This window comes from Facklamia sp. 7083-14-GEN3 (genome assembly GCF_024742075.1).
In the GTDB taxonomy this organism is placed as follows: domain Bacteria; phylum Bacillota; class Bacilli; order Lactobacillales; family Aerococcaceae; genus Facklamia.
This window is the reverse complement of sequence record NZ_JANSGD010000001.1, coordinates 739,647-752,680: the sequence shown is the minus strand read 5'-3', so window position 1 is coordinate 752,680 and position 13,034 is coordinate 739,647. Positions and strand designations below refer to the sequence as shown.

Genomic DNA, 13,034 nt, shown 5'->3' with positions numbered 1-13,034 from the left:
CTTATGTGACAATTAAATTCATTTCATCCAATGAATCATCTATTAAGCGAATTGTACTTCATCAAATTTAATGAAATTTTCATGTATTTAAAGGATTCTATGCTATACTTTTTATATAAATGATAATCAAGAGGGGGATTCTATGAATTACTGGTTTTTCATGTTGTTTTCAACCTTACTTATTCCTTTAGTTATGCTAATTTTTGGCTATATCTTTAAAAATAATCCACCGAAAAAAATTAACCGTCTGTATGGTTACCGCACGGCCATGTCAATGAAAAACAAAGAAACTTGGCAGTTCGCCCATCAACATAGCAGGAAAATTTGGTTGAGGGTCGGTTTCATTTTACTGCCAATAACCCTTGTGGCCATGGCCTTAGTTTTGGGAAAAGACGATGATGCTATTTCTAATGTAGCTCTCATAATTTGCATGATTCAGTTAGCTGCTTTAATTGGCTCAATTGTTCCAACAGAAAGAGCCTTAAAAAAGAAGTTTGATTCTGAGGGTAAGCCTAAATAATTTCAAGTCTATTCGCTTAAGCAATTAAACCATACCAAATTATTCCAAACAACCATCCTATTAGTTGAGGAGGAGATTTATAACGAATAAATTTAAATCGAAGCATCCTTATATCTTTTCCTTTCTGCGTGATTTTATTTTATCTTTTTCAGGAAACATACTATTCAATCTCTTGACAGAGAATAAAACAATCTATTGGCCTATTTACTTGATTGTAACGATTCCAGGTTTAGTTGGGGTATGGTTGAAAAAGAGAAGGTTAAACAAATATAGTATTTAGAGTTTTAAGGATTGGATAAATAATTAAAAGGACGTGAGAACAATTATGAAAAATATTATCAATGAGTTATATAAATTAGCGGAAGAAAGACTAAATAAAGAGTACCCTGAAGGGTGGGGATGTATGTGTGCTGTATATACTAATGAAGACCATATTTATTTTAGCAAATATTTTGAATCGATATCTGAGTCTGCTGCATTATGTTTTGAAACCGGGACAATTTTAGAAGCTTTTAATAATAACGAAAAAATAACCCATTCCATATCATTGATTAGAAATGAAAATTCAAAAGAAATAAATGTAGTCGTTCCATGTGGAATATGTCAAGAAAGGTTATATACATTTGGAGAAGGAGTTAACATTATATATAGAGATGAGAAAACTCAAAACTTAAAAACTATAACCCTGAAAGAACTGAATCCATATCATTGGTATGATCTGTATAGAGATTTAGAATAGGCATCTGTTTGTAATCGTTAAAGACAGTTTTAATTATTAATCAAATTTATTAAAAGATATTTAAATACCCCCTAAATCTATATTCTGATTTAGGGGGTATTTTGTAAGACTGTTTTGAAGAATAAATTTAGTATAATTCTTTAAGTAATTCGGTATAAGAAGGCATATCAAAGATATTGTATTGTTTCTTGAATGCTTCAATTTCTTCTTCTGAATAAAGGTCAGGATCTAAACGCATATCACTTGTATCAACTGGATCAAAGTATCTTGTTTTGGCTTCCAGTAAGATTGGACGTTTATTACCTTGTTCTTGTAACTGCTTGATTGATTCAAATGCATCCTCTAATTCCTTCAAGTTACGGACTTGGAATGCAATTGCTCCCATGGCTTCTCCACTCTTAGCCCAGTCCCCATCACTGATATCTACACCAAATGGTTTTTCTAAGTTAAGAATCTGAGAATGTTCGATGAATCCAAAGGATTGGTTAGTGAGCACAACATTAATGACAGGTAATTCATAGCGAGTCATTGTTAAAATGTCTTGCATATTCATTGTGTAACCACCGTCTCCAGAGATAGAAAAGACTTGTTTATCGGGTTCTGAAACTTTTCCAGCCAGTCCGGCAGGTACACCATAGCCAAGTGTTGCAAACCAGCCACTCAAGACCATTTTTTGATTATCATTTAAAGGTAATAGGCGGACGGAATGCATGGTATTATTACCAACATCTAGTCCAAATAAAGCATCTTTATCGGCAAATTCTCTGATTTTTAGCAATACAGCTTCGGGCGCTAAACCATTGGAATCATCTGCGGCGATTTTTCTTAACCAATTATCCCAATTCACTTTATTGGTTTTTGCAGCTGTTAGGTAGTTAGTTGCTTCACGGGTTTCGCCTGTTGCTAATAATGCCTTAAAGAAATCACCAGCATCCGCTAAAACAGCTATATCTGCATGGATTTGTCGACCTAAGTCTTTAAAGGTGTTATTTACATAGACTACTTCAATGTCTTGCGGCCAGAAACGTGCAAACGGGAAGTTTGTCCCAACAAATAAAACAAGATCAGCCTTTTGCATGATTTCATAGGCAGGCTTTGTTCCTAAACGACCAAAAGCTCCCATATAATGTGGATGATCTGAAGGGAAGGATAGACCCACTGAAGGCGCACTTGTCAATACAGGCAAGTTAAAGCGTTCCGCTACTTCGACTGCTAAATCTCGATAATCGCCAGCTCCTTTTCCAACATATAAGACTGGGTTTTCTGCGTTCTTAATTTTTTGGACAATATCATTGGTTTTTTCTTCTGGAATATTGTATTTAAATGGTTCAGGTAGTGAACGATCTAATACTAAGGGTTCATAGTCAATTTCTGTTTCCATGTAATCATTGTGCAGGATTACGATGGCTGGTCCTTTTAATTCGTAAGCTGTTCGAATGGCATCGTTAACGATATAAGGAATTTGTTCTGGATTGGTTGCCTTGCGATTATAGACTCCTACATTTTCATATAATGGCAAAACTTCTGTTTCTTGGAAGAAGTGCGTATTTTGAATACTTGAAGCCCCTTGAGCAACGAGTGCTAACATCGGCACACGATCTAACTTAGCATCATACAATCCATTAATCATATTGGATGCCCCCGGCCCACCTGAACCAAAGGCTACTCCAATTTTACCTGTGAATTTGGTGCCGGCAGTCGCTGCCATTGCGCCTGCTCCTTCTTGGCGCACTTGAATGTATTTCATGTTGGCTTGTTCTTTTTCTAAAGCTTCCATCATTCCATTTAACGAGCTTCCTGGAATACCATACATATGGTCAATGCCCCATAAGTTAAGTTCTTTGATTAATGCCTGAGCTGCTGTAATTTTCATTGATATCCTCCTTTTAAGTGACTAGTTGTAAGAAACAATTTCATTTAGTTTGAATTCGAACTATTTGAAGCGAAAAAAATATAACAAAATGGTTTCCCACCTTTATATACACCTATAGTATAAGACGAGATTTGGATAAAATCAAATAGAGAGACTTTAAACTTAGTACAGTGTCCAATGGAAAGTTAAACGCTCTATATTTTTGAATGGAGTATTCTTTTTTGCTTCTCCTTGTCAGACAATCCATTTTAATCTATACTGTATTGAGTTAATCTAACTAGATAGGAGGCTCTCATGAATAAAACCTTAGAGGACATTTATCAGTTTTCATGCCCGCGTTGGCAGGATTTACCGGATGGTGTCTTTAGTTCTGAGATTGTTGAGTTTTTTAATCACCATTTCCGTATGCTTTTGAATGATAATGAAAGACTTACTCAAGACATGATTCGCAATTACGTCAAATGGAAGATGATTGAATCTCCCAAAGGCAGAAAATATTCGCGCGAACAGATTGGCTTTATCATCGTCATTTGCATCTTTAAACAAGTCATCTCCATTCGAGAGATTGTAGAAGGGGCCAGGCTTCAAAACAAATTGATGGATTACTCCGGAGCCTATGACCTTTTTGCTGAGCAACTCGAACAATCGATCCAATCCGTATTTGGACCGGTCGTAAAAAAAGCTCAAAAAGAAATTATCTTCGATCGCTTTGTAGTGCAGGATGAAACCATTGGTCTATCAACCATGACCATCGCTTTTGCTTATCGTTTATTATCTGAACAGATTATTAAGCAAAAAGGCTTTAGTAATATTAAATAAACTTAATGAGGAGTATTTATGAAAAAGAAACTATTCAAAAGAATTTCCATCGGTCTAGTGTTAATCATCACGCTTGCCTTAGCATTCCTTTATGTCACTGCAAGATCAAGCATGGCAAAGTTAGACGGTGATTTACAACTTGCTGGACTGACAGAAGAAGTAGTGGTGACTAGAGATGAAGTAGGCATACCGACCATTACTGCTAAGAATGACCAAGATCTCTATTTTGCTCAAGGCTTTGTGCAAGCTCAAGACCGTCTTTTCCAGATGGATATGGCACGCCGACAAGCTAGTGGACGACTATCAGAGGTGGTGGGGGAAGCGGCTATTGAAAACGACAAAAAGTTCTTACTCTTTGATCTGCGTCAAGCAGCTGAACGCTCTCTAAAAGCTTATTCAGAAGAATCAATGGATGTGATTGAAGCCTACACAGCTGGTGTCAATCAATACATTGATTATGCTAAAGAACATAACACCTTGCCTTATGAATTTAAAATTCTAGGTTATCAACCCGAAGAATGGACGGTGGTGGATTCACTGACTATCGGTAAATACATGGCTTATGACTTGGGCGGGCATTTTGACTATCAGGCCTTTAATAATTGGGTTCTCAATGATCTAGGAGAAGAAATTTTTACCGAACTGAATGAAGCAGCCGTTGCTGAAGATGAAGATATTGAAGAAATCATCGCCATTAATAAACAATACCAAATTGGAGTTAATGAAGAAATGGCTGCTCTAGAATTGCCAGATGTCTATAACGGTAGTAACAATTGGGTGCTTGCAGGTGATAAAACAAAAAGTGGTCAGCCCATTTTAGCCGACGATCCGCATTTGGGTCTTTCGACGCCCTCGGTTTGGTACCAAATGGTACTTAAATCACCTACTCAAAGTGTTTCTGGTGTCATTTTTGCCGGAATTCCTGGGATTATTCTAGGCAATAATGAGGATATTGCTTGGGGCGTGACTAATTATGGTCCGGATGTTCAAGACCTCTATATTGAAAAGCGCAACCCTAATGCCCCTAGTCAGTTTGAGCTGGATGGAGAGTATTATCCAGCCGAAGTGGTGAACCACCAAATAAAAGTCAAAGGACAAGACCCTATTGATTATAAAATTGAATACAGTAAAAACGGGATTATTGTGGATGATTTAGTCAAAATCAAAAACCCAAATACCAGTGTTTCCATGAGGTGGACGGCCCATGAAGCATCCAATGAATTAGATGCTATCCTTACCCTAAACAAGGCTAGCAATTGGGAAGAATTTGAAGAAGGTTTATTAAATTTTAAAACCCCAGCCCAAAACTTCGTCTATGCCGATAAAGAAGGCAATATTGCGATGAAGTCCAATGGGAATATCCCTATTCGTAAGAAGGGTAACGGTATCTTATTAGTGCCAGGATATGATAGTGGATTTGGCTGGGACGGTTACATTGATTTTGATCAATTACCAAGAGAAGTTAATCCTGAAAAGGGCTATCTTGCCACGGCCAATGTGCAAACGGATAATGAGTTAGATTATCACACCTCTAATATTTATGCAGAGCCTTACCGTATGAACCGCATTGACCAAATTCTATCTCAAGACAAGCAGTTTACGGTTCAAGACATGAAGGACTTGCAGATGGATATTCAAAATCTAGCAGCTGAAGAATTTTTAACCAACTTTTTAGATAATATGGATACTTCAATCATTGATGCGAATATTTTAAAAGAATTAGAAGACTGGGATAGGAAGGACAGCAAGGATAGTTTAGCAGCCCTTGTATTTAATAAGTGGTTGTACAAGACCCAGTCCTATCTTTTTGAGAATGTGATGAGTGAAGAAGCTTTCGAATTCATGAAATATAAGGACCATTATGCCCATAATATTTTACGTAAAGTTTTTGACGGCCAAGAAAGTCAATTAGTTGAGCGTTTAGGCGGTATTCAAACGGTACTTGAAAATTCCTACAAAGAAACCATTGAAGCGTTAAAAGAAAAGCAAGGAGACAATCCAGCCAATTGGAAGTGGGGTCAGTCGCATAAACTTTACTTTAAGCACCCATTAGCTGGGGCCAGTCCGATTTTAGATCGCTTCTTTTCACCGGAAAAGGTAGAAGTATCAGGTTCTAAATACACTGTCATGGCTGCCAGAGAAGACGAAGAGGATTCAGTCAATCATGGAGCCAGCTGGCGCTTTGTCTACGATGTATCTAGCGGTCTAGGAGAGCATATTGTTGCACCCGGTCAGAGTGGTCACTTTATGAGTGATTACTACCAAAACCAAGTCGATCATTGGATTGAGGGCGAGTATACGGAAGTCGATTTACAAGCTATCCAAGTAGACCATACACTTACACTTCAGCCACAAAAATAATTAAGTGATTAAAGAGGCGCTCATAAGAGTTGCCGCTTTTAATTTATGATTGAAATTTAGAATACACGAGTGTAAACTATAATTTATATTTCTTTATATAAAATTTAAATGAAAAAATTCGATGCAATAGGAGGGTGGAGAATGACCTCATTTTTAGAAGAATATTACACCGATATCATAGCGGAAGAACAGCGATTCTGCAGTCAATCTGGTAAAGTAGAATTTTTAACTACTTTAAAATATATCGAAGATTACCTAAAACCCAATGCCAAGATTTTAGAGATAGGTGCCGGGACGGGCCAATATTCACTCTACCTATCACGCAAAGGTTATGAAGTGACAGCCGTAGAATTAGTGCAAAGGAATATCGACGTTCTAAAGTCTAAGCTAACCGCAGAAGATAATTTGCGGATTGAACAAGGCAATGCTTTGAAGCTGGATTTCCTCTCAAAAGAGGCTTATGACCTGATTTTACTTCTAGGTCCTATGTACCATTTATATAGTCAAGCCGATAGGGTCCAAGCGCTCGAGCAAGCTAAAAAACGACTAAAGCCGAAAGGTATCATGATGGTTGCTTATATTATGAACGAATCGACGATTATTCAATGGGCTTTGAAAGGAGACGGCAGTAATTTTAAAGAAATTTTAGCTAAGGGGATGCTAACAGAGGATTTTCACTGCCTCTCTCAAGAAAAAGATATTTTCCAAATGATTCGACTCGAGGAAATAAATGCCTTAAATGACAGCTGTCATTTGCAAAAAGAAAAATTAGTGGCAACGGATTTATTCACTCATTATATCGCAAGTACTGTCGACAATTACGATTCAGAAACTTTCAACCATTATCTTAACTATCACTACGCTATTTGTGAAAGACAGGAATTAGTCGGAGCAAGTAACCATGTATTGGATATTGTTCGTCATAATCATTAATTTTACGCCGACACTTTGTTGTCGGTTTTTTAGGCAAAAAAATTGTCTGACTTTCCTTTTAGCAGTAGCATGGTATTAACAAATAAACGAAATCGTCTAAGGAGAGGAGATAATATGGCTGAAATTAAACTAAGGCGCGCTTATGATCAAAAGGGTCAAGAGGATGGCGACCATATGCTTGTTGATCGTTTGTAGCCAAGCGGTCTTAAAAAAAGAAGACTTGAGTTATTCTTGGTGAGCCAAAGAATTAGCACCTAGCACTTTACTGAGAAAAGACCTCAATCATGAGGCGGAAAAATTTCCTGAATTTAAAAATGCTTATTTAGAAGAATTGGATCATTATCCCATGAAGGTGGAACTAATTGAAAAATTTGCAAAACAACTAAAAAAACACAATGTGATGTTGGTTTACGGGTCTAAGAATGAGAAACATAATCATGCATTGGTTCTTAAAGAGTGGCTCGAAAAGAATTTATAAGTAAAAGGAGTGTTAAAGATGAAAGCAATTGTTATTAATCAATACGGCGATACGGATCAATTTGTTGAAACACAAGTCCCTAAACCGCAGCTTAAAGATAATCAGGTCTTAATCGAATTGCATGCCACATCCATCAACCGCTTTGATACTAAGGTGCGTCGAGGTGAAATGGCCAAAGTTATTTCTTTTGATTTCCCTATAATTTTAGGATTAGATGCTGCCGGAGTAATTGTTGAGGTAGGAAAAGATGTTACTCAATTTAAGGTCGGTGATGAAGTTTTTGCCAACTCTTCCTTAAAAAGCGGAACATATACGGAATACGTAGCGGTTAAAGAAAGTCTGGTTGTTGCCAAACCACAAAATATTGATTTTAAGCAAGCTGCTGCTGTTCCCATGGTAGGACTCACTGCTTGGCAAGCCATGGCTGAGTTTGGTCAAGTCAAAGAAGGCGACCGAGTGCTTATTCACGCTGGATCAGGTGGCGTAGGAAGTTTTGCTATTCAAATTGCTAAAAGCTTTGGTGCTTATGTATATTCCACTGCAAGTGGCAAGAATGAAGACATGCTTAAAGAACTAGGAGTTGATGAGTTCATTAATTATAAAACGACTGATTTTGCAGACGTAGCCAAGGATTTAGATTTAGTCTTAGATACCTTAGGTGGCGAAACCCTAGTTAAAAGTTTAGACCTAGTTAAAGACGGCGGACGACTTGTTTCCACCGTGGGTCAGCCGGATGAAGAAAAAGCCAAAGAAAGAGGAATTACTGTCGAATCTCTTTCAGCCAAGTCGAATGGTGATCACCTAGATAAGTTAGCAGATTTAATCGAAAAAGGACAAGTTACACCTTATGTCGGTCATGAATTTCCGTTAACAGCTCAAGGATTACGCCAAGCCCATGATATCAGTGAAAGCCATCATGCCAAGGGTAAAATTGTTATCAAAATTAAATAGCTCAATATAAGTCCCATTAGAATTGGTCTACTGTTCAATTCTAATGAGACTTTAGTCTGAATCTTGATAAATAGATTTGTAAGTGTTTTCATTTTTTAATATAATAATTTATGACATTTTATGATGAAAGTAGGGTGTTTTATGAATAAATTTATGAAAACATTTTTTATATTAATTACGATAATGTGTGTGTTTCCTCAAATTATTTTTGCTGATCAGCAAGATGAGGAATATGAAAAAATTAACCAACAATATCCCTATCCAGCTGAAACGCCAAAAGCCTTTATCGACCGAACGCTAGCCCTTTTAAAATTTGGCTATTTTTATGAAGACAATTTAAATGAAATTACCGAAGAGCTCGATCAAATTGAGCACAAAAAGAATCAATTTGAATCCATTGAAGATGCAATGGAAGCATTGGAACCGCTTCTTACTTTAGCGGGTGGCAAACATAGTACATTTTTGCCTATGCGAATGTCTGATACAGCAGATGTGAGTTTTGAGAATACAGTAGGGAAAGCATTTAATACAGATCTATTAGAAGAATCGTCATTAGGAAACGGGAATCTGTTAACTAAGCGACCTTATTTTACTTTTAATCATAAAATTTTACATCTTTATATGCCTGGCTTTATTAATTTTAATAATGATCCAAGCAAGTCAGATCAATATATACATCGTATTTTAGATGCTTTTGAGTATGGCAAAGCTCATGGGATGAAAGGTATTGTTCTCGACTTAAGGGAAAATGTGGGTGGCCATGTAATGCCAATGTTCGCTGCTCTCATGCCAATTTTACAAGACGGAGAAGTTTTTTCTGAAAACTTAAAGGGAGGAACTGCGAATGCTTATTTAATCAATGGAAAAATATTCAAGAAAAATGAAGATCTTTTTTTGTATGATCATGAAGATGTCATGGATACTCCGATAGCGATTTTATTGAGTGAAGATACAGCGAGTTCTGGTGAAGCTATGTATATGAGTTTAATGGGATTAGAAAATATTAGAAGTTTTGGTCAACCTACTGGAGGATATAATAGTATAATGCAAGGCTATCGATTATCTAGCGAATATTACTTAAATTTAACAAATGGTATGATGCAATCCAGAGATGGTCAAATCTTCAATGAAGAACCGATTGAACCTGATGTAGTGACTGAACATCCGATGGAAGATGCGATAGAGTGGTTGAAGACTCAAATGTAATAAGAACTATTGATTTTATCAATTATTTAGTCGACTTTTTAGACAAATAGGTGTAATGGTATCAAACAAGCTCGCATTAAAAAATAGTAAAAAAAACCTTTTCTAATTAAATAGAAAAGGTTTTTTCTATTTATTTTTATGTATGTGAATTTAATTTTTGTTAAATATGCACAACATAAGGTTTTTGATTTTGTATATTTTAGCAATGCTATATAAAAGCATCTAAGGTAAACTTAATATTACTTTATGAAGCGCTTTAAAGTTAAAATCTAATTAGAACGGAGTAATTATATGAACGAAACAATGCAACTTGCTAATAGTTGGATGATGTGGATTTTAGCTATTTTAATTGTGGCAACAGTAATGTTTCAATCCTTTATCTTTTATCGTTTGGCAAGAAACCATGTAAACGATACGCAATTATTAAGTGATGAAGAAGTGAAAAAAGCTTTTAAAATAGGAGTCATAGGGACGATAGGCCCAGCTTTTGCCGTCTTTGCAGTAGCTATTGCTTTAATCTCAAGAATAGGCGGTCCCATTACATTAGCAAGAATAGGAATCATTGGATCCGCTGCTTTTGAAATTATTTCAGCCCAAATAGGGAGTGGGGGAACAGCTGGAACACCAGAATTCATGCCAAAAATGTTATCAGCGGCCGCATGGGTTATGACATTAGGGGGTGCTGGTTGGTTAATTGTCGTCTTTTTCGCTACTAAGAGAATTGATGGTATTCAAGAAAAGATGAAAAAAGCAAATCCTTTAACAATAGCTTATATGTCTATTTTTGCACCTTTTATCATCTTTTTCACGCTTGGATATAAAGAAGTAATCAATAAAGGGTTTTTACAAGATAATCCTTCGATTGCTCCTATGGCGGCACTCATTGCGGGTGCTATATCAACCGTTATCATTAACAAAATTGTGGAAAAGGATCATTCAAAAAAATGGTTGAAGGAATGGTCAATGGGATTCTCAGTAATTGCTGCGATGATTGTTGGTGGTATCTTAAGTTAAGGAGAAAAATATGGAAAATAAAAAAAGTGAAAAACTATTTAATAATTTTCAAAAATCAATACATTTCTGGGGAAGATTGACCATTGCAATTGCTTTGATTGCGACGCTTATGATTCCATCTTATCTAACCTTTGTTTTAGGACACTATCCAGAAATTACGGATATTATTTCAGGTTTAATTTCAATTGTTGGTTTTGTAGGGGTTATCTGGTTCGTAGAACCCATATCTTATTTTCCTACATTAGGTCCGGCTGGAACTTATATGTCCTTTTTATCAGGAAATATAGGGAATATGCGTATGCCCGTTATAGCGGCTACGCAAGATGCTCTTGAATTAAAACCAGGAACAGAAGAATCTGAAGTAGCAGGAATTTTTGCTATTATCTCTTCAACAATTACCAACCTGGTAGTTTTAGGAATAGTGATGGTAGCTGGTCAGGCAATTATAAGTAGTTTGCCTGCTTCAGTTTTAGCTTCCTTTGATTTTGCCTTGCCAGGTGTTCTAGGAGCGATGATGGTCATGATGGGATCGAAGGTGAAGAAAAACAATTTAGTGGTGTTGATCTTTATTGCTTTAGCAACTATGATTTTTATTAGACTCTCGCCTAATTTTTTACCAGAAAGTATATACAAATTAATTTCATCAGCTGATGTAGGGATAGTCGCTTTGTTAGGAATTGCTTATTCCTTATATATGGCCAAAAAAGATATAGAGTCAAAAGATAATTAAATAAAGATTTTAATGAATCAGTCAAACTTTTAGGAGGAGAAATGAATGAACTTTATTGAAAAAGTTAAGAATATAGAGAGTGAATTAATTGAAACAAGAAGATACCTACATCAACATCCGGAACTAAGTGAACAAGAATTTGAAACGCAAAAGTATTTAATGAAGAGACTGGATGAATTAAATATCCCTTATGAAAAGGTTGGTATAACTTCTTTGGTAGCTCACATTAAAGGTGGAAAACCTGGCAAGACAGTAGCCTTGCGGTCAGATATTGATGCATTGCCAATTCTTGAACAATCCGGTGCGTCTTATTCTTCAAAAGAAGATGGCAAAATGCATGCTTGTGGTCACGATGGACATATGTCAATGTTACTTGGAGCTGCTAAAATGTTGACCGAGATTAAGGATGAATTACCGGGTGAAGTTCGTTTATTATTTCAAGAAGCTGAAGAGACCTTTACCGGAGCAAGAAGAGTAGTAGCAGATGGCGGAATGGAAGGTGTTGACGCGGTATTCGGTATGCACGGAATGCCTATAGATGTCGGAACTTACGATTTGAATCCAGGCTATCGAATGGCAGGTTGTGACACTATTTATGTGAGCTTTGAAGGGGTGTCTGGTCATGGATCAATGCCTCATAAAGCCAAAGATACTATTTTACCAGCTGCTGAATTTGTTACTCAGTTAAATGCAATGATTACAAAATTTGTTAATTCTCAATCTCCTATTGTTTTAACCGTCGGAAAATTTGACGGCGGGACCAAAGCGAATGTGATTTCTAAATATACTCAATTAGATATTTCTATGCGTTATTTACATGAAGAAACTCGACAAGTTATTCATAATAAAATTAAGGATTTAGCAAGCGGTTTAGCAACAATTTATGATATTTCAATTAAAGTTGAAATAGAAGAAAGTACCATTAGTATGTATAATGATGAAAAAATTACAGAAGTTGCGGCAAAATCAGCTGAAAAAGTATTTGGACCAGGAAAAAATGTTGAAGGCCCTATTATGATGGGTTCAGAAGATATGCCTTATTATTTCGAAGAGGCACCAGGAGCCTACGCTTTGATGGGATATAGAAATGAAGAGAAAGACACTATTTATTTCCCTCACCATGAGAAATTCAATATTGACGAAGATTATTTAAAATTTGGAGCAGCTCTTCATGCGCAATTTGCTTGGGATTACTTACATATGAGTGAATAGTCTTATAATTATAATTGAAAGTATGTATTTTAATTAAAGAAATTTATTTATTTCTTAAAAACCCTAGTTGTTAGTAAATTTACTAACGATTAGGGTTTTTTATTAAATAACTTTGTACATTGGTGATAGAATATTTATAATTAGATAGTAATTATATATGAGCTTAAATGCGAATTAATTTATAAACTTATTCGTATT

12 protein-coding genes and 1 pseudogene are annotated in these 13,034 nt (G+C 36.0%); 12 read left to right on the top strand and 1 reads right to left on the bottom strand.

Annotated elements, in window-relative coordinates; all coding sequences use genetic code 11:
• Positions 1–142: 142 nt before the first annotated feature.
• A complete protein-coding gene (locus tag NW240_RS03500; RefSeq protein ID WP_258436072.1) occupies positions 143–520 on the top strand; it encodes an SdpI family protein in 378 nt (125 codons plus the stop codon).
• 325 nt (positions 521–845) lie between these two features.
• A complete protein-coding gene (locus tag NW240_RS03495) occupies positions 846–1,259 on the top strand; it encodes a cytidine deaminase (RefSeq protein ID WP_258436071.1) in 414 nt (137 codons plus the stop codon).
• 127 nt (positions 1,260–1,386) lie between these two features.
• Here the strand turns inward: NW240_RS03495 and NW240_RS03490 are convergent, their stop codons facing one another.
• A complete protein-coding gene (locus NW240_RS03490) occupies positions 1,387–3,132 on the bottom strand; it encodes a thiamine pyrophosphate-dependent enzyme (RefSeq protein ID WP_258436070.1) in 1,746 nt (581 codons plus the stop codon).
• 294 nt (positions 3,133–3,426) lie between these two features.
• Between NW240_RS03490 and NW240_RS03485 the strand changes: the two genes are divergently transcribed.
• The 10 genes and pseudogenes from NW240_RS03485 to NW240_RS03440 all read left to right on the top strand — a co-directional run bounded on the left by NW240_RS03485 (position 3,427) and on the right by NW240_RS03440 (position 12,836).
• Positions 3,427–3,951, top strand: a complete 525-nt coding sequence (locus NW240_RS03485; RefSeq protein WP_258436069.1) for a DUF1836 domain-containing protein — start codon at positions 3,427–3,429, stop codon at positions 3,949–3,951.
• Positions 3,952–3,969: 18 nt separating this feature from the next.
• A complete protein-coding gene (locus NW240_RS03480; protein ID WP_258436068.1) occupies positions 3,970–6,312 on the top strand; it encodes a penicillin acylase family protein in 2,343 nt (780 codons plus the stop codon).
• A 141-nt stretch (positions 6,313–6,453) separates the two neighbouring features.
• The gene (locus tag NW240_RS03475) at positions 6,454–7,245 is read left to right on the top strand and encodes a bifunctional 2-polyprenyl-6-hydroxyphenol methylase/3-demethylubiquinol 3-O-methyltransferase UbiG (RefSeq protein ID WP_258436067.1); all 792 of its coding nucleotides are present in this window, start codon (positions 6,454–6,456) and stop codon (positions 7,243–7,245) included.
• 69 nt (positions 7,246–7,314) lie between these two features.
• On the top strand, positions 7,315–7,440 hold the full coding sequence (locus NW240_RS03470) for a hypothetical protein (RefSeq protein ID WP_258436065.1): 126 nt from the start codon (positions 7,315–7,317) through the stop codon (positions 7,438–7,440).
• Between the two features lie 58 nt (positions 7,441–7,498).
• Positions 7,499–7,723, top strand: a pseudogene (locus NW240_RS03465) (DUF488 domain-containing protein); the annotation flags it as partial.
• A gap of 18 nt (positions 7,724–7,741) precedes the next feature.
• A complete protein-coding gene (locus NW240_RS03460; RefSeq protein WP_258436064.1) occupies positions 7,742–8,674 on the top strand; it encodes an NADP-dependent oxidoreductase in 933 nt (310 codons plus the stop codon).
• Positions 8,675–8,815: 141 nt separating this feature from the next.
• Positions 8,816–9,880, top strand: coding sequence for a S41 family peptidase (locus NW240_RS03455; protein WP_258436063.1), 1,065 nt, complete (start codon positions 8,816–8,818; stop codon positions 9,878–9,880).
• A 291-nt stretch (positions 9,881–10,171) separates the two neighbouring features.
• Complete coding sequence (locus NW240_RS03450) at positions 10,172–10,894, top strand: DUF5058 family protein (protein ID WP_258436062.1); 723 nt, start codon at positions 10,172–10,174, stop codon at positions 10,892–10,894.
• Between the two features lie 10 nt (positions 10,895–10,904).
• Positions 10,905–11,624, top strand: coding sequence for a hypothetical protein (locus tag NW240_RS03445; protein WP_258436061.1), 720 nt, complete (start codon positions 10,905–10,907; stop codon positions 11,622–11,624).
• Positions 11,625–11,669: 45 nt separating this feature from the next.
• Complete coding sequence (locus tag NW240_RS03440; RefSeq protein WP_258436060.1) at positions 11,670–12,836, top strand: amidohydrolase; 1,167 nt, start codon at positions 11,670–11,672, stop codon at positions 12,834–12,836.
• Positions 12,837–13,034 lie beyond the last annotated feature (198 nt).